22 protein-coding genes and 1 tRNA gene are annotated in these 20,103 nt (G+C 56.6%); 10 read left to right on the forward strand and 13 right to left on the reverse strand.

The genetic code is table 11. The annotated features are described in order from the left end of the window. Positions 1 to 27: 27 nt before the first annotated feature. The 5 genes from WC370_07215 to WC370_07235 form a co-directional block, all read right to left on the reverse strand. On the reverse strand, positions 28 to 1,524 hold the full coding sequence (locus WC370_07215) for a leucyl aminopeptidase (protein ID MFA5309255.1): 1,497 nt from the start codon (positions 1,522 to 1,524) through the stop codon (positions 28 to 30). Continuing rightward, a complete protein-coding gene (locus WC370_07220; GenBank protein MFA5309256.1) occupies positions 1,514 to 2,119 on the reverse strand; it encodes an AAA family ATPase in 606 nt (201 codons plus the stop codon). Before WC370_07220 ends, WC370_07215 begins: the two co-directional genes overlap by 11 nt. A gap of 503 nt (positions 2,120 to 2,622) precedes the next feature. Next, positions 2,623 to 3,573, reverse strand: a complete 951-nt coding sequence (locus tag WC370_07225; protein ID MFA5309257.1) for a hypothetical protein — start codon at positions 3,571 to 3,573, stop codon at positions 2,623 to 2,625. A gap of 12 nt (positions 3,574 to 3,585) precedes the next feature. Then, entirely contained in the window at positions 3,586 to 3,927 is a 342-nt protein-coding gene (locus tag WC370_07230; protein ID MFA5309258.1) for a helix-turn-helix transcriptional regulator, read from the reverse strand. Positions 3,928 to 4,055: 128 nt separating this feature from the next. Then, on the reverse strand, positions 4,056 to 4,196 hold the full coding sequence (locus WC370_07235) for a hypothetical protein (protein MFA5309259.1): 141 nt from the start codon (positions 4,194 to 4,196) through the stop codon (positions 4,056 to 4,058). A gap of 191 nt (positions 4,197 to 4,387) precedes the next feature. Between WC370_07235 and WC370_07240 the strand changes: the two genes are divergently transcribed. The 5 genes from WC370_07240 (at position 4,388) to WC370_07260 (ending at position 10,275) form a co-directional block, all read left to right on the forward strand. Continuing rightward, positions 4,388 to 4,472 (forward strand) — tRNA-Leu (locus WC370_07240). Positions 4,473 to 4,541: 69 nt separating this feature from the next. Next, complete coding sequence (locus WC370_07245; protein ID MFA5309260.1) at positions 4,542 to 4,739, forward strand: hypothetical protein; 198 nt, start codon at positions 4,542 to 4,544, stop codon at positions 4,737 to 4,739. 33 nt (positions 4,740 to 4,772) lie between these two features. Continuing rightward, complete coding sequence (gene treS / locus WC370_07250) at positions 4,773 to 8,126, forward strand: maltose alpha-D-glucosyltransferase (GenBank protein MFA5309261.1); 3,354 nt, start codon at positions 4,773 to 4,775, stop codon at positions 8,124 to 8,126. Positions 8,127 to 8,214: 88 nt separating this feature from the next. Then, on the forward strand, positions 8,215 to 8,949 hold the full coding sequence (locus WC370_07255; GenBank protein MFA5309262.1) for an SDR family oxidoreductase: 735 nt from the start codon (positions 8,215 to 8,217) through the stop codon (positions 8,947 to 8,949). A 45-nt stretch (positions 8,950 to 8,994) separates the two neighbouring features. Then, positions 8,995 to 10,275: a diaminopimelate decarboxylase gene (locus WC370_07260; GenBank protein MFA5309263.1), complete on the forward strand. Its 1,281-nt coding sequence runs from the start codon at positions 8,995 to 8,997 to the stop codon at positions 10,273 to 10,275. A gap of 350 nt (positions 10,276 to 10,625) precedes the next feature. Here WC370_07260 and WC370_07265 read toward each other — a convergent pair whose 3' ends face one another. The 3 genes from WC370_07265 to WC370_07275 all read right to left on the reverse strand — a co-directional run bounded on the left by WC370_07265 (position 10,626) and on the right by WC370_07275 (position 13,105). Then, positions 10,626 to 12,245 carry a thiamine pyrophosphate-dependent enzyme gene (locus WC370_07265; protein MFA5309264.1) on the reverse strand — a complete coding sequence of 540 codons (1,620 nt, stop codon included), beginning with the start codon at positions 12,243 to 12,245 and terminating at the stop codon, positions 10,626 to 10,628. A gap of 250 nt (positions 12,246 to 12,495) precedes the next feature. After that, positions 12,496 to 12,783 (reverse strand): hypothetical protein, encoded by a 288-nt coding sequence (locus WC370_07270; GenBank protein ID MFA5309265.1) that lies wholly within the window; start codon positions 12,781 to 12,783, stop codon positions 12,496 to 12,498. A 94-nt stretch (positions 12,784 to 12,877) separates the two neighbouring features. Beyond that, on the reverse strand, positions 12,878 to 13,105 hold the full coding sequence (locus WC370_07275) for a helix-turn-helix domain-containing protein (protein ID MFA5309266.1): 228 nt from the start codon (positions 13,103 to 13,105) through the stop codon (positions 12,878 to 12,880). Positions 13,106 to 13,353: 248 nt separating this feature from the next. Between WC370_07275 and WC370_07280 the strand changes: the two genes are divergently transcribed. Next, a complete protein-coding gene (locus WC370_07280; GenBank protein MFA5309267.1) occupies positions 13,354 to 13,749 on the forward strand; it encodes a LysR family transcriptional regulator in 396 nt (131 codons plus the stop codon). Positions 13,750 to 13,863: 114 nt separating this feature from the next. Beyond that, the gene (locus WC370_07285) at positions 13,864 to 15,027 is read left to right on the forward strand and encodes a DUF4349 domain-containing protein (GenBank protein MFA5309268.1); all 1,164 of its coding nucleotides are present in this window, start codon (positions 13,864 to 13,866) and stop codon (positions 15,025 to 15,027) included. Between the two features lie 518 nt (positions 15,028 to 15,545). Here the strand turns inward: WC370_07285 and WC370_07290 are convergent. Continuing rightward, complete coding sequence (locus WC370_07290; protein ID MFA5309269.1) at positions 15,546 to 15,830, reverse strand: DUF167 domain-containing protein; 285 nt, start codon at positions 15,828 to 15,830, stop codon at positions 15,546 to 15,548. A 38-nt stretch (positions 15,831 to 15,868) separates the two neighbouring features. Beyond that, positions 15,869 to 16,063, reverse strand: a complete 195-nt coding sequence (locus tag WC370_07295) for a hypothetical protein (protein MFA5309270.1) — start codon at positions 16,061 to 16,063, stop codon at positions 15,869 to 15,871. Positions 16,064 to 16,155: 92 nt separating this feature from the next. On the opposite strand from WC370_07295, the gene WC370_07300 reads away from it, so the two are divergent. Both WC370_07300 and WC370_07305 read left to right on the forward strand, forming a co-directional pair. Next, positions 16,156 to 16,818 carry an MBL fold metallo-hydrolase gene (locus tag WC370_07300; GenBank protein MFA5309271.1) on the forward strand — a complete coding sequence of 221 codons (663 nt, stop codon included), beginning with the start codon at positions 16,156 to 16,158 and terminating at the stop codon, positions 16,816 to 16,818. A gap of 413 nt (positions 16,819 to 17,231) precedes the next feature. Beyond that, positions 17,232 to 17,711 carry a CinA family protein gene (locus WC370_07305; protein MFA5309272.1) on the forward strand — a complete coding sequence of 160 codons (480 nt, stop codon included), beginning with the start codon at positions 17,232 to 17,234 and terminating at the stop codon, positions 17,709 to 17,711. Positions 17,712 to 17,744: 33 nt separating this feature from the next. On the opposite strand, the gene WC370_07310 is transcribed toward WC370_07305, so the two are convergent. Further along, the gene (locus WC370_07310; GenBank protein ID MFA5309273.1) at positions 17,745 to 18,479 is read right to left on the reverse strand and encodes a CBS domain-containing protein; all 735 of its coding nucleotides are present in this window, start codon (positions 18,477 to 18,479) and stop codon (positions 17,745 to 17,747) included. A 252-nt stretch (positions 18,480 to 18,731) separates the two neighbouring features. Here WC370_07310 and rph point away from each other — a divergent pair, with 252 nt between their 5' ends. Further along, complete coding sequence (gene rph, locus WC370_07315; protein ID MFA5309274.1) at positions 18,732 to 19,457, forward strand: ribonuclease PH; 726 nt, start codon at positions 18,732 to 18,734, stop codon at positions 19,455 to 19,457. A 138-nt stretch (positions 19,458 to 19,595) separates the two neighbouring features. On the opposite strand, the gene WC370_07320 is transcribed toward rph, so the two are convergent. Together WC370_07320 and WC370_07325 are read right to left on the reverse strand one after the other, a co-directional pair. Beyond that, the gene (locus WC370_07320) at positions 19,596 to 19,814 is read right to left on the reverse strand and encodes a type II toxin-antitoxin system HicA family toxin (GenBank protein MFA5309275.1); all 219 of its coding nucleotides are present in this window, start codon (positions 19,812 to 19,814) and stop codon (positions 19,596 to 19,598) included. Then, complete coding sequence (locus WC370_07325) at positions 19,814 to 20,056, reverse strand: type II toxin-antitoxin system HicB family antitoxin (protein ID MFA5309276.1); 243 nt, start codon at positions 20,054 to 20,056, stop codon at positions 19,814 to 19,816. The genes WC370_07320 and WC370_07325 overlap by 1 nt, the downstream gene beginning before the upstream one ends. Between the last annotated feature and the right edge of the window lie 47 nt (positions 20,057 to 20,103).

Consider the following 20,103-nt stretch of genomic DNA (forward strand, 5'->3'; position numbering starts at 1 on the left):
CCGCCCGTCACGTCAGTGGCGTAATATCTATTTCTTCGCCTGTGTCAGGACAAAGCTCACCAGCGTCCGCACCGGTGTGCCGGTAGCGCCCTTGACCAGGTAGCCCTTTTCCTTATCGGTGTCCGATGTCCCGGCGATGTCCAGGTGCACCCAGGGCGTTTTGTCCACGAACTCTTCCAGGAACTTGGCGGCGGTGATGGCGCCGCCGTAGCGGCCGCCGGTGTTCTTGATATCCGCGTAATTGCTCTTGATAAGCTCCTTGTACTCGTCGAACATGGGCAGCTGCCAGGCGGGCTCGCCCGTCTCTTTACCGGCGGCGATAACCTTGTCCGCCAGCGCCTGGTTATTGCTGAAAGCGCCGGTGCAAATATTGCCCAGGGCTACCTGGCAGGCCCCGGTCAGCGTGGCCACATCGATGATGCTCTTGGCCCCCAGCTTTACCGCGTAGCTCAGCGCGTCCGCCAGGATAAGGCGGCCTTCCGCGTCCGTGTTAATCACCTCGATGGTCTTGCCGTTCAGGGCGGTGACGACATCGCCGGGCTTCTGGGCGGAGCCGGACGGCATGTTCTCCGTGGCGGGCACTAAAGCCGTAACGTTAATCCCCGGCTTGAGCCGGGCAATCGCCATCATGGCCCCCATCACGGATGCGCCCCCCGCCATATCCCCCTTCATGTCCTCCATGCTCTCGGACGGCTTGATGGAGATGCCGCCGGAATCGAAGGTCAGCCCCTTGCCCACCAGCGCCACGTCTATGCCCTCGCCCTCCCGCCCTTTATAGGTAAGCATGATGAACCGCGGTGGCTGCTGGCTGCCCTGTGCCACCCCGATAAGCCCCCCCATCTTTAGCTCTTTTATTTTATCTTTTTCGAATATCTCCGCTTTAATGCCGTACTTCTTGGCCATCTTCATCGCCTCCGCCGCCATATCGGACGGGGTCATGAAGTTGGACGGCTCGTTGACCATGTCCCGCGCCCAGGTAGCGGCTTCCGCCAGTACCTTCCCCGGTTCGATGGCTTTTTCCGCTTTGTCCTTGCTGGCGGCGTAGATAGTCAGCGTTTTGACCTCTTTTTTAGCGTCGTCTTTCTTGGTCATGTGCTTTTTGAAGGTGTAAAGCCCCAGCAGCGCGCCTTCCGTCATCGCCTGGACGGCGGCATCGCTTTTAATGCCGTTGGCGCCTTCGCCCATGACCGCGGCGGCGATATCGCTGGCGCCGTTGTCCCGCAGGTAGCGGCAGGCCTGGCCGGTCGCCCCCCGCACCTTATCGATTGTCAGCTCTTTTTTCTTCCCCAGGCCGACGATTGCCACGCGTTCCGCCGGCAGTTTGCCCAGGCTGTGGAGCAGGGTCACTTCATTGAGTTTGCCCTTGATGTCTCCCTGCTTGATTAACCCGGCGATAACCCCGCCCAGTGCTTTATCCGCGGCGGCGGCCTCCCCCTCCGGGGTTTTTACCCCCTCGTAATGGGTCAGCAGGATGGCCCCGGCTTTGGCTTTGGTGATATCACCGGCGGCGGCTTTAATCTCCATGTTGCGTCTCCTTTAAGCGGCTGATTTCTTTAACCACTCTATCTAGGGCGGGCGTAATATCCCGCGCTGTATCCACGGTGAAATGGCGGCGCTGTATCTTTTCCTCGGTGGGCTTCATCTCCCGGTAAACGGCCCAATCGGCGTCGGAGTTGTTGTTGGCGTCCCCGGCCCGGCGGCGCAATCGTTGACGTACCAGTTCCGGCGGGGCGGTGACGCGTACCAGTACCAGCCTGGCGTTCTCTCGTTCCGCGATGCGGTAAATAGGCTGGCGGTGCTTTTCGGTAAGGTTGGTGGCATCCAGGATAACCGGTCGGCCTTTTTTAACCAGCTCCGCCATCCGGCGGAAAATAGTGCGGAAAACCCGGGCGCTTTCTTCCGCCGAGTAGTCTGGCCGGGGGTAAAGCTGCTTGCGCAGGGCGTCGCTCTCCAGAATGACCAGGGGCAGCCGCTCCGCCAAACGGCGGCAGAAATAGGACTTGCCGGTGCCGGGCAGCCCGCTGACCACGACGATGGCGGGACGGCTTTGCGGGGTGGGGAGGGGTTCCAAGCTGCCGGCCGGGCGGTTCGCGTCCGCGATTACCTGGGAACTTACCATACCTTTTGATTATAAACGGTTTGGTATGGTTTGACTAGATAGGTAAATGGAAGGGCCGCCGCCTCCGCTCATGGTGAGCCTGTCGAACCATGAGCTTGTCGAACCATGAGCCTGTCGAACCATGAGCTTGTCGAACCATGAGCCTGTCGAACCATGAGCCTGTCGAACCATGAGCCTGTCGAACCATGAGCCTGTCGAACCATGAGCCTGTCGAACCATGAGCCTGTCGAACCATGAGCTTGTCGAACCATGAGCCTGTCGAACCATGAGCCTGTCGAACCATGAGCCTGTCGAACCATGAGCCTGTCGAACCATGAGCCTGTCGAACCATGAGCCTGTCGGCCCGTTGCCGTATGTTGTCATTGCGAGGAGTCCCGATGAGCTTCCGTGAATCCCCGAATCGGGACGACATGCCTGCACGCTAAAGTGCGTTACGGCACGCAGGCGGTAGTATCCGTGACGACGGCTGCTTTCTTCGTAAGGCGACCTCTTGAAAGGCGTCTTCAGGCTGTAGGCGTGACGCTTATGTCCCCGGTCCCTTTCGCGATAGCCTTGGCCTTGTTGCGTTTGAGCCGTCTTTCCAGCAGCGGGGGGAATAAAAGCACTCCCCACTCCACCATTACCGGCCCCAGGAAAGCCAGGTTATTCAGACGTCCGGTAGCATAGTAAACGATTACTATCAGCGTCGCCGCCCCGGAAGCGGCCAGCAGCCCCACCCTCAGTCCCCGCTGCCGTATGCGGACAAAAATGGCGATAGTCAGCGCCAGCGCCATGAAGCTTAATCCGATTAACGGGGCGTAGTAGCTTATCCTCTCCAGCGAATCGTCGGTGAACCTGCCGGACGGCGAAATAGCCAGGAACCAGCCGAGCATGATGGGCACCGGTATCAGCATCAGCGAGCTGAAAAGCCAGTCCCGCTTGGTGGTCATGATGGTGACGTGTACCAGCCACCAGATGGCCAGGGGTAAGTAGATAGGCAGCGCCAGCAGTGACCAGCCCCGGGGCAGGGAAAACAATACCAGCCCCACCGCCACCACCGGCAGCATGGAGTAGCCCAGCCAGGGGAATATCCAGGTAGGTTTGCCGTGGCTGAGGCCGTAAATTGTAATGGCGATAATCAGTACCAGTGATACGGAAATCCAGGCGGGGTACTGCCACCAGCCCAGCAGGAAAAGCAGCCCGCAGAGGAAGTGGGGCATGGCGGCCAGCAGTACGTGTTTCCAGTCGCCTTGGCTGTAAGCCTCGTAAATCTGCCGGGCGACGCACTTGGTGCTGCCCATTTCTCCCATGCAGGTCTTGATGGCTTCTTCCTGGCTGAGCCCGGTGTCTGTCAAATCCTGTAGCTTGTCCTCGATGTGCGCTTCGAGTTCGCTCATTACGCCGTTTTCATCGGCGTACTCGAGGCGTGCATTGAACCTGATATTCTCCAGATATTGCGTTAAATCCTGCAGCATTTCCCCGCCCTCTTATATCCTTGCCCTCTCCGGTTGCAAGATCAGTGTCACCGCCGTGAAGAAGTCCAGCCACTGCGTTCTTTCCATCGCCAGCTTGGCGTTGCCCTTGGCGGTGATATTGTAATATCGTCTCTGCCTTCCGTTAGGTAGCGATTGCCACTGGCTGGATATCAGCCCGGACTTTTCCAGGCGGTGCAGGGCGGGATAAAGCGTGCCTTCCTTGAACTTGAAATATCCCTGGCTCCGCGCTTCCAGCTCCTTGACTATCTGGTAACCGTACATCGACTGGTGCTCCAGCAGGCACAGGAGCAGGGAGTTGGAGCTTCCCTTGAAGAGGTCGCGTTTCGGTTCCATGTATCACCTCGTTGGCGGTATTTATCTATATTGGCTGTTGATGTCATGGTATCAGAGTTGTTTTATCTTTGCAAGAGGCGTGAAGGGAGCGCCGGGGCCCAGCCGCAAAAGAAAAAGCCGGAGAGTGCTTACTCTCTCTTGGCCGCCCCGGCCAGCGCCAGCACCGCCGCGATTCCGCCGAACACGATGCCTACCCATGACCCGTGCACGAAGGCGCTCAGGAAAACCCAGATACCCAGGGAACAAATAGCCAGACTTAATAATCTCATCGGTGTGACCTCTTTAAATATAGCCTCTGGGTTACCGGCGGCTGCCCCGGCGTGGGCATATACCTGGACAACCATTATACATAGACTATCTAGGTATAATGGCAGCGCCTTCCTTTTTTGTCAATGGGTTCCTACTACTTGAGACTGTAGAGGTAAAATGTTATAGTACGGGAGAGTGAGGTTCGGCTTTAGGGGGAGTGCCGGAACTGGCAGACGGGCTGGACTTAGGATCCAGTGCAGCAATGCGTGGGGGTTCGAGTCCCCCCTTCCCCACCACGGAATATGAAAAACGGTTGGTTTGGCATGTTTGGCTGGTTAAAAAAAGGCTTATATAGGGAGGGCCCCATGGAAGACAAAGTATTGGTTCTGAACAAAGAAGGAGAGTGGCTGGAGCTGGAAAACTGTTTCCTCGTCGGTGCCGTGGAACACCCGGATAAAGTGATATACTATAAGTTCATCTTCTGCCGCTGTGAAAAAGATACCCGGCAAGAGATGCTCCGCAGGGCGGAGCTTTTCCTTCAAGAGCAAAAAGGTTCGAAGTAACTGGGACTGCCAGTATAATACGGATAGCTTGAGATGAGAAAAAGAATCGTTACACCGCCCCTCCGGGACGACCCTCTCTGGTATAAAGACGCCACCATTTACGAGCTTCATGTCCGTTCTTTCTACGATAGCAACGCCGACGGCATCGGCGACTTCCCCGGCTTGATTAAGAAGCTGGAATACCTGGAGGAGCTCGGCGTCAACACTTTATGGCTGCTCCCCTTTTACCCCTCCCCACTCAAGGACGAGGGGTATGATATATCCGACTATCTTAACATCAACCCCGTTTACGGCCAGATGGCCGACTTTGAAGACTTCCTGGATGAAGCCCACCGCCGCGGCCTGCGCGTCATTACGGAGCTGGTTATCAACCATACCTCGGACCAGCACCCCTGGTTCCAGAAAGCCCGCCGCTCGCCCCCCGGCAGCCCCGCCCGGGATTTTTACGTCTGGAGCGATTCGCGGGATAAGTACAAGGAAGCCCGCATTATTTTTAAAGACACGGAATACTCCAACTGGACCTGGGATGACCTGTCCCGGCAGTATTACTGGCACCGTTTCTATTCCCACCAGCCGGACCTCAATTATGATAACCCTGCCGTGCACAAGGCTATTTTCAAGGTGGTGGATTTCTGGCTGGGCATGGGCGTGGACGGGCTGCGCGTGGATGCCGTGCCTTACCTCTACGAAAGGGAGGGCACCAGTTGTGAGAACCTGCCGGAGACCCACGCCTTCCTGAAAGAGCTGCGCGCTCATATCGACGGCAAGTTTAAAAACCGCATCATCCTGGCGGAGGCCAACCAGTGGCCGGAGGACGCTGTCCCTTACTTCGGGCAGGGGGATGAGTTCCACATGGCTTTCCATTTCCCCATCATGCCCCGCCTCTTCATGGGCATCGGCATGGAGGACCGTTTCCCCATCGTGGACATCCTGCGGCAGACGCCGCCCATCCCGGAAAAGTGCCAGTGGGCCATCTTCCTCCGCAACCACGATGAGCTGACGCTGGAGATGGTGACCGATGAAGAGCGCGACTACATGTATAGGGTGTATTCCAAGGACCCCACCGCCCGCCTCAACCTGGGCATCCGCCACCGCCTGGCGCCGTTGCTCAATAACGACCGCCGCAAGCTGGAGCTGATGAACGCCCTGCTTTTCTCCCTGCCCGGCACCCCGGTGGTCTATTACGGGGACGAGATTGCTATGGGCGATAATATCTATCTCGGCGACCGCAACGGGGTGCGCACGCCCATGCAGTGGAGCGCCGGTATGAACGCCGGGTTTTCTAACGCCAACCCGCAAAAGCTTTATCTCCCCACCATTACCGACCCCGGCTACCATTATGAGTCCGTCAACGTGGCCACCCAGGAAGATAATTCTGATTCCTTCTTGTCCTGGATGAAAATGATTATCGCTTTGAACCGGCGCTACCGGGCCTTCGGGCGTGGCACCATTGAGTTTCTCCAGCCGGATAACCACAAGGTGCTGGCTTTTCTGCGCCGCTATGAGGGGGAGACCATTTTGGTCGTCGCCAATCTGTCTCACCTGGCCCAGCAGACCCAGGTTGCCCTTGATGAGTTCAACGGCTGGCGGCTTATCAATCTCTTCGGGCCGGTGGAGTTCGCGCCGGTCGCGGACGGCCGGTATCACTTTACCCTCTGCCCTTACGCCTATTTCTGGTTCTCGCTCCAGCCGCGGCAGACCGGCGTGGAGCAGCCCCGCGTCCTCCCCGCCGAGGAAATCGCCATGGTGCCCACTATCCCCAGGGGGGTGGAAGAGCTTTTTGAGGACGAGAACCTGGACCTGATGGAAACCGTCTTGCAGGACTATTTGAAGGGCCGCCGCTGGTTCCGCAGCAAAGCCCGCTATATACAGTCGTCCCGCATCAGGGACGTCATTCCCATGCACACGCCCAAGTGTACCGCCTATTTTATCTTGATTCAGCTTAACTTCGTGGAGGGCGAGCCGGAGACCTACGCCGTCCCGCTTAGCGTTATCTCCGCCGGGCAGATGCGCGTCATCCGTAGCGAGCAGCCCCAGGCTGTCGTCGCCCGTTTGCAGCCGCCGGACGGTTCCGCGGAGACCCTGCTCTGTGACGCCATGCTGGATAAAAACTTCTGTCTGTGCCTGCTGCAAAGCATCGGCCGGAAACAGCGTTTTCGCGGCAGGCACGGCCGCATCATGACCTCCTCCACCCACGCTTATGCCGCCGCCCTGCCTCCCGGCGGGGCCGTCCCCGAGCCCGCCATCGTCAAGACGGAGCAGACCAACACCTCCATTGTCTACGGTGATAAGCTGGTATTCAAGCTGTTCCGCCAGCCGGGGGAAGGCATTAACCCGGAGCTGGAAATAGGCCGCTTTCTCACGGAGAAGACGGACTTCACCAGCGGGCCGCCACTGGTCGGCGCTCTGGAATATTTCCAGACCAACACCCGTCCCATCAGCCTGGGTATCCTTCAGGGCTTTATCCCCAATGAAGGTGACGCCTGGCACTATACTCAGGAGTCGCTGGACAGCTACTTCCAGTATATGCTCACCCAGCCGGTGAAGGACCGCCCGCCGCTTTCGCGGCAAAACCTGGTGTCTCTGGCCGGGGAGGCTGCTACCCCCGCCCACAAGGCTTTCGGCGCTTACCTGGTCTCCATCCAGCTCCTGGGACAGCGCACCGCGGAAATGCACCGGGCGCTCGCCTCCGCCCCGGACGACCGTGATTTCGCCCCGGAGCCGTTTTCCTCCGGCTACCAGACCTCGCTTTACCAGTCCATGCGCGGCAACACCATCCGTACTTTACAGCTGTTGCGGGAAAAACTGGACGGCCTGCCGGAAGAAATCAGGGAACCCTGTCAGCGGGTCATTGACCTGGAGCGGCAAATCGTGGAGCGCTACCGTTTAATCCAGCGCCGGAATATCGCCGGGGTGCGCATACGCTGTCATGGTGATTTTCACCTGGGACAGGTGCTTTACACCGGCAAGGACTTCATTATTATCGATTTTGAGGGCGAGACCGCCCGCCACCTGAGTGAAAGGCGTTTGAAGCGTTCGCCCCTCCGCGATGTGGCGGGCATGATACGCTCTTTCCACTATGCCGCCCATAACGCTTTATTGCGCCAGGTATCGCTGGCGCCCCGCCCCCCGGACGAGCTGGCCCTCCTCCAGGACTGGACGGAGTACTGGTATACCGTGGTTTCGGCCGCTTTCCTTGCTTCCTATCTTAACAGTATTAAGGATGCCGGGTTGGTCCCTCAGGACCCGGAGCAGCTCAGGATACTGCTGGATGATTTCCTGCTGGAAAGGGCCGTCTATGAAATCGACTATGAGCTTAACAACCGCCCCGGCTGGCTGCAGGTGCCCCTCCAGGGCGTTATCCAGCTCATGGAGACGGAGTCTTAAAGGAATATGGTCCCGCTCACCCTGAGTTTGTCGAAGGGTGACATCGGGCTGGCGGTGGGGATAAACGGGCAAGGAAGGATGGTCCGCTATGGATTTGAAACTCAAGGATAAAGTGGCCCTGGTCACCGGCGCCGGCAGCCAGATAGGCTACGGCAAGGCCATCTGCCTCGCGCTGGCGGAAGAAGGCTGTGACGTTATCGCCGCGGATATTGACCTTGAAGGGGCGCGGCAGACCGTCCGGGAGGTCGAGGCTCTAAAGCGCCGCGCCCTCGCTGTCAAGGTGGACGTCACCAAACGGGAAACGGTGGACGCCATGGTGGCCGAGTCCATTAAGAAGTTCGGCCGGATTGATATCCTGGTGAATAACGCCGGCGCCAGCAGCATACTCCGCCCCTTCCTGGAGATGACGGAGGAAGACTGGCAGTTCGATATCGGCGTTAACCTCCTCGGCCAGATGCGGGTGGCCCGCGCCGTCTTGCCCCACATGATAGAACGCCGTTACGGCCGCATTATCAATACCTCCGGCGGGCAGGGCATCCCCAACATATCCGTTTACGGGGCGGCCAAGGGCGGCGTCGTCCAGTTCACCAGGGCTTTATCGCGGGAGGTGGCGGATAAGGGGATAATCGTTAACGCGGTGGGGCCGGGGCTGGGTAAAACGGGACTGATTTACCGCGCCCCCCAGGAGTTCCTGGAAGGTGAGCGGCAGGCTTCTCTGCTAAAACGACTCTGCGAGCCGGCGGATGTGGCCTCGGTGGTGGCCTTCCTCGCCTCGGACCGTTGCAGCTATATGGTCGGCCAGCTTGTCCAGCTTGGAACTTAGTAAATCGAATTAGCTTTGAGTTTATATCAAGAGGAGACGACCGCCATGCCCATGTCCGCGGCTTTTCAAACCAGGCTTTTCCCCCGCCTGCCGGAAATCATTAAATATTTCGGCACGCCCTTCCACATCTTTGACGAGCAGGGTATCCTGGATACCGGCGGGCGGCTGAAAAAAGAGTTCGGCGGTCTTCACGGCTACCGGGAGTTTTTCGCCGTCAAGGCGCTGCCCAACCCCGCCATACTGAAAATCATGCAGCGGCTCGGCTTCGGCCTGGATTGCAGCTCCGCCTCCGAGCTGATGCTGGCCCGGCAAAACGGCTTTCACGGGGAGGACATCATGTTCTCCTCTAACGATACCTCCCCGGAGCTGTTCAAGCTGGCCTTGGCCGGCGGCGGCTGCATCCTGAATATCGATGATATTTCTATGATTGACGCCGTGCCGGACTTCCCGGAGCTTGTCTGCTTCCGCTATAACCCCGGCGAACGCCGTACCGGCAATCAAATCATCGGCATCCCGGTGGAAGCCAAGTACGGCCTCCGCCACGACCAGATTGTCGAAGGCTACCGCCTGGCCGTTAAGCGCGGCGCCAAACGCTTCGGCCTGCATTCCATGATTGTCTCCAACGAGCGTAATTACCGGTACATGGTGGAGACGGTGAAAATGCTCCTGGACGTTATGGGGATGGTGACGCAGGCGTTGGGCATCAAGTTCGATTTCTTCAATATCAGCGGTGGGGTTGGCATCCCTTACCGCCCCGATGATAAGCCTTTCGATATGCCGGCGTTTGTCCGGGAAGCTAAAGCCCTGATTGACGCGTTTGAAAAGCAGTACGGCTATGTGCCCCGACTCTTCACCGAGTTCGGCCGTTACATGACCGGCCCCCACGGCGCTTTAGTGGCTGCGGTCATCAACCGCATGTCCAAGTACCGTGAGTACGTCGGCGTGGACGTAGCCACCATGTCCGCCAACCCCCGCCCCGCCATCTACGAGTCCGCCTATCACCACATCACCATCCTGGAACCGCAGGGGAAGCCGCGGCAGGGTGGGGAGGAAGTCGTTGACGTGGTCGGGCCTTTATGTGAGAACAATGACAAGTTTGCTAAACAGCGCCTGCTGCCCAAAGCGCAAATAGGGGACATCATGGTCCAGCACGATACCGGCGCCCACAGCCCGGCTATGGGCGGCAACTATAACGGCTGGACGCGCCCTCAAGAGTTGCTCCTCCACTCTGATGGCTCGGTGGCCCTCATCCAGCGCGCTGAAACTATTGACGATTTATTTGCCACGCTTAACTTCCAGCCTAAGGTCCTAAAACTAAAGAAATAATCAGGAAATTGTCATTCCCGCGCAGCCATGCCCCGTATGACAATCGGGGGCGGGAATCCAGCGTCACCCGTCGTTGCGAGAGTATCGCAGCAATTCGTTTCCCCTTTTCCCGTTGTCATTCCAGCGAAAGCTGGAATCCACTCTCGGCAAACCACGATTTAGGGGTAATTCGTCTCCCTTTGAAAAAGTCGAAGATTAAGTCAGAAGGGATTAGCACCAGCTAAACATCCATCCCGGTGTAAATCGGGACCCGGGTACTCCGGCTTGATTTATTTATGGGGTAAACTAGTGGGGTGGGGCCACACTTAATCTTAAATATTCCTTGCTACTTGTCACTTGCTACTTGTCACTTATCCTAAAAGCGTGTCCCACGGCGTGTCCAGCTGCGGCACCGGTATTTCTATTATCACCGGCTTGTCCGCCCCCAGTGCCTCCCGTAGCTTCTCCCCCAGCTCCGCCGGGTTTTCCGCCCTCATTCCCACCGCCCCGAAAATCTCGGCAAACTTGACATAATCAGGGTTGTGCAGCTTGTTCCCGATGTACCTCTCCCCGTACTGGCGGCGCTGTATCCCCGCCACCGTCCCGTAAGCGTTATCGGTAAAGACCAGGGCAATCACGTTTATCTTTTCCTGGACGGCGGTGGCCAGCTCTGCCGAGGCGTAGGCGAACCCGCCGTCCCCGCAGATGGCCACCACCGGTTTGTCCGGGTGGGCCACCTTGGCGCCCAGGGCGGTGGGAAAAGCGAATCCCAGCGTGGCGAAGTAGGACGAGTCCACGTACTTGTACATTTTGTTGACCGGGTAGGCGATATCGCACCAGTAGCCCAGGTTGGTTACATCCGGCACGATTATCCCCTCGTCCCCGATTGCCCCGTAAATAGCCTGGATGTAGGCCATTTGCAGTGGCGCGGCTTTCTCCAGCTTCTGTTTTAAGGTGGTGCGCAGCCAGGCGATTTCGGACTTCTTCCAGCGGCTGGCGGGCGGGCCGTCCAGGGTCGGCATCAAAGCCTTCAAAGTCAGCCCGGCGTCCGCGGCAATGCCGACGTCCGCGCGGTGGTTCCTCCCCAGTTCCCCGGCATCGCAGTCCACCTGGATAAGCTTCTGCTCCAGCCTCAGGTTGAGTCGCGTATTCCCGGAAGCCCGCAGCCTGCTCCCGATGACTATTATCGCGTCCGCCTCCTGGAATACCGGGTTGAGCCACAGGGTGTAGTTCCCGGCGCAGTAAGGGTGCCTGCACGGTATCAGCCCCTGCCCCTCCGGCGTCATGACGACAGGCGACTTCAGTTTTTCCGCCAGCCGGGTGATTTCTTCGGCCACCCCGGCTTTAATGGCGCCCCGCCCCGCCAGTATCAGCGGCCGCTCCGCTTTGGCCAGTATGGCGGCGGCGTTGCGGATATCCTTGGGCTCCGGGGCAATCGGGGGCAGTTTATCGGTAGAGGAGAAGGTCATTTCCCCGCGCTTCGCCCATAAATCGAATGGTATTTCTATTTCAACCGGGCGGGGCCGGCCGGTCTTTAGCTGCCGCAGCGCCTGGCAGAGGATGTCCGGTATGTCCTCCACCCGCTGGGCGCGGGCGTTGTACTTGGTGATGTAGCGGAACACGTCGAGCTGCTCGTCCAGTTCGTGCAGGACGCCGCGGTGAAAACCGATGTACTGGCTTTCTATCTGCCCGGAAATCAGCAGCACCGGGGCGGAGGCGGCAAAAGCGGTCCCGATGGCGGCGGCCGTGTTCAGCGCGCCGGGCCCGGGCAGCACCATGGCCGCGCCTATCTTACCGGTGGTCAGGGTGTAGCCGTAAGCCATGTAGGCGGCCGTCTGCTCGTGGCGGACGGATATCCAGCGGATGCTTTTGTCCCGGTAAATGGCGTCCACGGCCTCCATGATTTGCACGCCGGGCAGCCCGAAGACCACCGGGATTTCCTCCCGCGCCAGTAAAGCCGTCAGCGCTTCCGCGCCGCTCATCAGGGGCATGGTTACCTCCGCTCGATATCAGGGTTACCGTTCCATTATATTATAAACCGGCCGCCTAAGTAACCATGCGGGCGCACGGAAAGAGGGGGTAATCAGAGAAAATGCATTTATGGGACATCGTATAGAGTGCGCACGCATTTTTTGCCCGGTTTCCGGCTGCCGCCGGAGCCGCGTGGCCAATACGGTTTTTGCTGTTGATATTTTTAATAAAGACCGCCGTTAAGCGGCGGGGGCGGTGCGGGAAATCTCTTTAGCCGCGCGCCGCCTTATTGAGTAATGACTTGATTTCACGTAATTTATCTGAATCATGGGCCAGGTGGTGCTGCCGGTTATTCGCCCATCTTTCAATTTCCGCGGCGGGAACGCCTAACAACCTCGCGATGTTAATGGTTTCATCGGTCACTGTCTTGGTGTATCCCGTGCTTTCCTCGTAGCGTGCCTGCACGCCCCGGGCTATCGCTTCCATCCTGGAGCTCAATCTCTGGGCCGCTTTCCTGGTTTGACCGGCGGTTTCGATGGTATTTACCGTCTTCATCATGATTTTCTCCTTGTAGGGCAAGATTAATAAGTGCTGACTCCTTCATCCGGTGCGCATAATGCCATGGTATTTTCCCGGTGAATCACCCCCTTTCTTACCTGAGCTTGTTATCGAAAGGCCATCCCTTGACGGGCATGTTCCACTTGACCAGGAAGTCCTTGAAGTCCTTTTTATCGATGCGGTAATGGCCGCTGGGCAGCCGGAAAGCTTTAAGCCGGTCGCTCTTGATCCATTCCAGCACCGTGCTTTTGCTTACCTGGCAATAGTCCGCGATATTCTTGGAGGTTAACTTTACCGTTTCCGGATGTTTTTTAGCTGGCAAGTAGGGCTCCTTACTATCGAAAGCGATAATCCTTTATTTTGCGTGTTTTTAACGAAACGAACGTATTACACATAGCATAGGAAGAGCAGGTAACAGCGGCGTCACAATAATCCGGGCCGGTGTCACAAAATAGTCACAAAAGGCCTGATTCCCCGTAGCCTCCGCGGATGGCCGCGGTGACGCCCGCGGTATCGGGAAATTGACAGTACGTTATATTGTTGATAATATAAGAATTCAGGGTAATTATTATGGGTAAGAAAAAAGCCGCGGGTAAAAGCGTACCGGAGTTCGGGGTGAAGCACGGGCAGCGTTTCGGCCACCCGCCGGAGTCCGGCATCGTGGTGAAAAGCAAGGTCTGGCTGGAAAAAGACGGTAAGCTTTTAATGGGGTGGGGCCGGGCGATGCTGCTGGAGCGCATTGACGAGCTGGGCTCGATATCGGCGGCGGCCCGCTCCATGAAGCTGACCTACCGCAACGCCTGGCTCTGGGTGGAGGCGATGAACCGCCTCTCGCCCCGGCCGCTGGTGGTAAAGTCCACCGGGGGCGCTAAGGGCGGCTTCGCCCGCCTGACTGACGAGGGCCGGGAAATCATCCGGGAATTCAAGGAAAAGCGCGCCAGCGTCCGGGAGGCCGTCAACCGCTAGCCCCGTTGCTTCCCTCGTTATTTCTTCGCCGCCATATATTTTTCTTCATAGCAGTAACCTTTGGCCGCCTGCGGCGTTATAATATAGCAGAACGCCAATAGCAAGGAGGCTGAAGTGAAAAAAATTTTACTCGGTCTGTTGATTCTCATCATGCTTACCGGCACGGTGGTTGCCTGTGCCCGGAATGAAAGCCCCGCCAAGGTCACTTTGCCGGACGCAACTTACGCGCACAATGAAGCGGCGATTTCCTGGGATGGCGCTATAACGCCCCCGGCAACTATAACGCTGCCCATTCCCACCGTGATTATGTCGGGGGACAGTTCTAAAGGCGGGGACTATGCTTATAGCTCCGCCCAGACGACCTCTTCCTCCGACCGTATGGTTATCATGAACGGCTACCTGACCCTGGTCGTCGATGATGTTTCCATCGCCATGTCGCAGATAACCGCTCTGGCCGGCGCCAACGGGGGTTTCGTCATCAGCTCCAGCCTCCAGGAAGACCAGAACCGGCTCTACGCCAGCATCGCTTTCCGCGTGGACTCCGCTAAATACAATGAGACCCTCGCCGCGCTGCATGCCCTGGCCGTGGATATCAGGGCGGAAAGCACCTCGGGACAGGATGTGACCGAACAGTACGTCGACCTCTCCGCCCGGCTGACCAATCTTGAGGCCTCTGAAGCCCAGCTCCTCGAGCTGATGAAAATGGCTGGCGATGTCGATGATATTCTCAATGTCCAGCGCGAGCTTACCAATACCCGGGGCCAAATCGAGCAGATTAAAGGGCAGATGCAGTACCTGGAGGAAAGCTCCGCCCTGGCCCTGATTAACGTTACCCTGGAGCAGTCCAAGCTTACCGTCGAGTTCAACGCCAATACCCGGACTGTCAACCAGGGGGAAGCTGTGCAGTTCTATCCTAGCATTGTCGGCGGGTTCGCCCCTTACAGCTATACGTGGGACTTCGGCGACGGTGAAACCAGCACCGAGGCCAACCCGTCCCATGCCTACCACAAGAGCGGCAACTTCACCGTCACCGTTAAGATAACCGACGATAAAGGCAATCCCGCCGAGTATACCCGGACGGACTATATCACCGTGATGGGAGGCTGGAGCGGCGGCAGCGTGGGCGGCAACGCCTGGAACGCCCTCTTGGCTTTCTTCCGCGGCGTGGCTGCCTTCTTCATCTGGCTGGGTATTTTCAGCCCCATCTGGATCGCCATCCTGATAATCCTGTACTTCGCCTGGTGGCGCCGGCGCAAGAACAGGAAGCAGGCGCAATAGGCTAGCTCACTATCATAAGTAAAAAAAACGGAGGGGGGCCAACGCCCCCCTCTCTTTTTAACCTGAAAGCAGCATGCACGTGTCATTCTGACCCCGATGCAATCGGGGGAAGAATCTCGGAGTGGGGGAAGAATGACTCATTATTGACTTGCTGAATTAGCAATAAAGTGATTCCTGGCTCTAAAAAAGCCATTATTCCCGCTCATCCTGAGTGAGCGACTTTGTCGCCATCCCGCACCGATTCGTACCTCATCCGGTGTCCCGCATGACCATAGGGAATCGGGACATGACGCAGGAATCGGGACTTGTCGAAGGAGAAAGCGGGAATCTCGCCGGAATAACATAAAAACACTGTCACTCTGAGCGGTTACCCTGAACTCCTGTGGTGAGCTCGTCGAACCATGCCGCAGGGTAGCGAAGAATCTCGGGGGGTTGGGGATTTCCCTTCCGCTCCTGGATTATTGAGCCGTCCTTCTTGGGAAGGAATTCTTAGGAAGAGCTCATAATACCAAGCTGTTTTAGCCTGAAATGCGCTTGATGATTTCTTCCCGGCTGATGCCGGTAACGCTGATTACTTTATTGCGGCTGGTCAGCCCCCGGATAATGGCCACGGAAGTCTTTTTTACCCCCAGCCGCCCGCTGAGAAAATCCACCAGTTCCTTGTTGGCTTTGCCTTTGTCCGGCGGCGCGGCAATCTTTACCCTCAGTGTGTCTTCATCAAAGCCGGTTATCTCGTTGCGGCCGGCGTTGGGCGTCACCTTTACCGCCAGCCGGATACCCTGTTCTTCCTTGTTTGCGCTCACTTAGTTTTGATATTCCTGCCGGTCAATGATTCATGCGGCTAGTCGATGTCCTGTCTGCGTCCCAGGAAACAGGTAATCGAAAGCAGTACCAGCACGATTGCCAGCGCCATCCAGTATTGCCAGGTGAGTTTGTAGGTAAAAATAGGGTCGGATGGCACCTGGATGATGGAGAGCGTACCCAGTACCGCGCTGATAACACCCAGCCCGGCGATTATCCATGCTGCGATTATCATATTCAGGCCTCCTCTTCAGTTTATCGCCGCCCCGCGGATGATATATAATGTGGTCGAGTGCTTAATAAAGGTTCGTTCGGAGATAATATAACATGAAACTGGCAAATAATCTATACGGCTACCCGGAGCAGGGCATGATGGACTGCAATACTTACGTCATCGCCGGCGGCCCCGGCATCATCGTGGACCCCGGCAATCCGGCCTATCTCAACGTGAAGGTGGCGGGGATGAAAGAGGACGGTATTGATATTAAGAATATCGGCCTTATCGTCAATACCCACCTGCATATCGACCACTCCGCCGCCAACGAGGCGTTCAAGGCCCTTTCCGGCGCCAGGATTGCCTTGCACCCCGTCCAGAAGCGGAACTATCAGATGGTGGTGGTGGACGGCACCCGCCTTTTCGGGGAGGAGCCGGCGGAGTTCAAAGAGGACCTGTTGTTGGGTGAAAGCCGCCTGTCTTTCGGTGGCATTGACCTGGAGCTGATTCCCGCCCCCGGCCACTCGCCGGACTGCGTCTGCTATTACTGGCGGGAGCCCAAGGTACTCTTTTGCGGCGATGTTCTGTTTCAGATGAACACCGGCCGCGTTGACCTGCCCGGCGGCAGCGCCGACGACCTCAAGATTTCTATTGAAGCCCTTTCCCGGCTGGACATCGAGCTGCTGCTCCCCGGTCACATGGGTGGCGTCGCTGGGGCGGACGGGGTCAAGCGTAACTTCGAGCATATCAGGAATAACGTTTTTCCGTGGCTTTAGTCTCGTTGTCATTCTGACCCCGATGTAATCGGGGGAAGAATCTCGGGGTGTGGGGGTGAATAATAGATTATAGACTTGCTCATTAATTAAAAATGGTATTTTTCCTGTGGCTTTAAAATAGCCGTCATTCCCGCTCATCCTGAGTGAGCGACTTTGTCGCCATCCCGCACCGATTCGTACCTCATCCGGTGTCCCGCATGACCATAGGGAATCGGGACATGACGCAGGAATCGGGACTTGTCGAAGGAGAAAACGGGAATCAAGGGGGTGGGTTGAATAGCTTGTCATTGACTTCCTCATATATCGGTAATAACATTGTCCCGTGGTTATAATTTCGTTGTCATTCCAGCGAAAGCTGGAATCCATGGGAAGGGAATAAGGTGGGTGGTATCGTCCCCGGGAGGTGACATAACATGCACGGCATCGCATATGAAATCGGTGAGCTATTAAGGCAAAAGGGCCTCACCCTGGGCGCGGTGGAGTCCGCCACCGGCGGGCTGATATCCCACCTTATCACTAACGTCCCCGGCAGCTCGGACTACTTTAAAGGCTCGGTCACCGCTTACGCCAACGAGACCAAGATGAAGGTTATCGGCGTCAAAACGGCCACGCTGCAAAAGTACGGCTCGGTCAGCCCGCAGGTCGCCGAGGAAATGGCCGCCGGCGGCCGCAAAGCTTTAGCGGTGGATATCTGCGTGGCGGATACGGGGATAGCCGGGCCGGGCGGCGCCACGCCGGGTAAAGCGGTAGGGCTTTTCTATATCGGCCTGGCCCATCAAGGCGGCGCCTTCAGCCGTAAACACGAGTTCCACGCCGCGCGGGAGGAAAACAAACTCGCCGCCGCGGAAACGGCCTTGAAATGGGTTAAAGAATATTTGCTTGGCCTCGAATGAATAGTAAATACCGGAATATATCGTACCGTTGCATCAATAGTTCATGAGGTATTTCCGCAGGTCGTTGGTGCTGATATAGCCGGTCGGCTTTCTCTCGGAATCCAGGATAACGCCCAGGTAGGTATGGCCCTGTTCTATTTTTTGGGTAGCCGCGGCTGCCGTCATGTCTTCAGTCAGTTCAACGGCAAATTTAGTTAGATGAACCAGGTCCTTGTTTTTCGAGGACTCGTAAAAGTCGATGAGATCCTTCATCGTATCTTCTTCTATGCCTTTATAAAAATCCGCTACTGTGATACTCTTGTCTGAAATCAGGTCCTTCTTTTTCAAAATATATTGGTAAATAGCCTCGTCGCTTACGGCCGCACAAAATTTACCGTTGTCATCAATTATGACCAGGATATACTCCTGTACTTTTTGATTTACCCATTCTAGGGCTTTTGAGATTGTATCGGATAGTGTAAGTTTATTAATGCCTCTTGGGTTCAATTCTTTTATGGATACATTTGATAAAATATCTTTTGTTGAACGATTGATTTTAAGCATGGATTCGGTCGCCGTTTTCATGTTCTCCCGCCCAAAAAAATAGGCGGCGCCGGCTCCAATCCAAGTACCGAAGGTCCCGAACGTTAGAGCCAGCAGGTCTTTTTGATCATTCGTTCCGATTAGCCAAAATATCAGGCATTCGGTGACCAGCAGCGCAAGTAGTAAAGCTAATACTAGAATCAAATGCTTTGACATGAAAGGATGCTTATCGTCGCCGTTTGACATATTTCCCCTCCTTGTCTACATTCGGCACAAAATATACTCTTAACCAGCTCAAATGTCAATATCGTAAACTGCCTTTATTTTATTGCCATCCCCCACCATCAATGCTATACTCTGACCGTATTAATGACTTGCTCAGAATATTTTTACTTCACCGCTCACCTTGAGCCTGTCGAAGGGTGAAATTATAGTACCTCCATGGTTCAGTAGGCTCACCATGAGCGGCTTAAAATGAGTTAAGATTGGAGATTTCACGTGAAAAGAGTTGACGGGCGTAACTATGATGAGCTGCGGCCTTTCCAGATAATTCCGGATTACCAGGCTTTCGCGGAGGGCTCGGCTTTAATCAAGCTGGGCAAGACCCATGTCCTCTGCGCCGTAACCGTGGAAGAGCGCGTGCCATCCTTCCTCAAGGGCAGCGGCACCGGCTGGATAACCGCCGAGTACGCCATGTTGCCCCGCGCCACCGTCACCCGCTCCCAGCGCGACTCCGTTCAGGGGCGTGTGGGCGGGCGCAATCAGGAAATCCAGCGCCTCATCGGGCGCTCGCTGCGGGCGGTGGCGGACCTGTCCGCTTTAGGGGAGAGGACGCTAATTGTGGATTGTGACGTCATCCAGGCGGACGGCGGCACCCGCACCGCCTCCATCACCGGCGCTTACGTGGCTTTGTACCGGGCAATGGAAAAGCTCATGCACATGGGCATGATTGCCCGCATGCCGCTGAAAAGCGGGGTGGCCGCCACCAGCGTCGGCATCGTCAACACTTACATGATGCTGGACCTCTGCTATGACGAGGACTCCCGGGCGGCAGTGGACTTCAACATCGTCATGACCAGCAAAGGGGAGTTCGTGGAAGTCCAGGGCACCGCCGAGGGCAGCCCCTTCACCCGCCGGTCCATAGATGACATCCTGGTGCTGGGGGAAAAGGGGATACAGCAGCTTTTCAAAGCCCAGCAGGATGTTTTGAAGGCTGGGAAGTAATCGCCCCTGAGTGGATTGTCATGCTAATTGCACGAAACATCAAATTAATCAATCATCTGTCATTCTGGGTATATATGCTCAGAATGACACCAGACCTCTACGGCCTTACCGCCCCTGAAAAGAAATCATTGGTATCGACTAAAGCTTTTCCCAGCTCTCCCGGCTGATTCCTGCCTGTTCGAGAATCCGGGAAAGAAGCCCGCTGCTTATTTCACCCTGGTGTGGATTGGGTAAACGCAGGCGCAGCTCGCCTTTTATCATGAATTGGTGTTTGGTGCCGGAATAAGGCCCTTCAAAACCGAGCGCTCGCATGAATTTGATGAAAGCCACCCGCTTGATAGGCCCGAAGCGCGGCACTATACGGTTTCCTTCACCTTCAGTTCAATGCCGTCGATAATGGGTAAAGGTGAATGGCGGGAAATACCCACCAATATCCAGTCTTCCAGGACTTCCCGGAGCTCATTGCGGCATTCTTCAAGCGTTGCGGCGTTGGCGTAGACGCCTTTGAAGCCCGGTATTTCACCGTAATAGCTGCCGTCGTCAGGCAGAATCTCGTATTTGGCCTTTTTCAGCGCCGCCTGGACATATTCGGTCAACATCGTTATCTCTTTTTACTTTCTCGGCGATTTTACATCGGCCGGAACGG

This window comes from Dehalococcoidales bacterium, assembly GCA_041652735.1.
GTDB lineage: Bacteria > Chloroflexota > Dehalococcoidia > Dehalococcoidales > RBG-16-60-22 > RBG-13-51-18.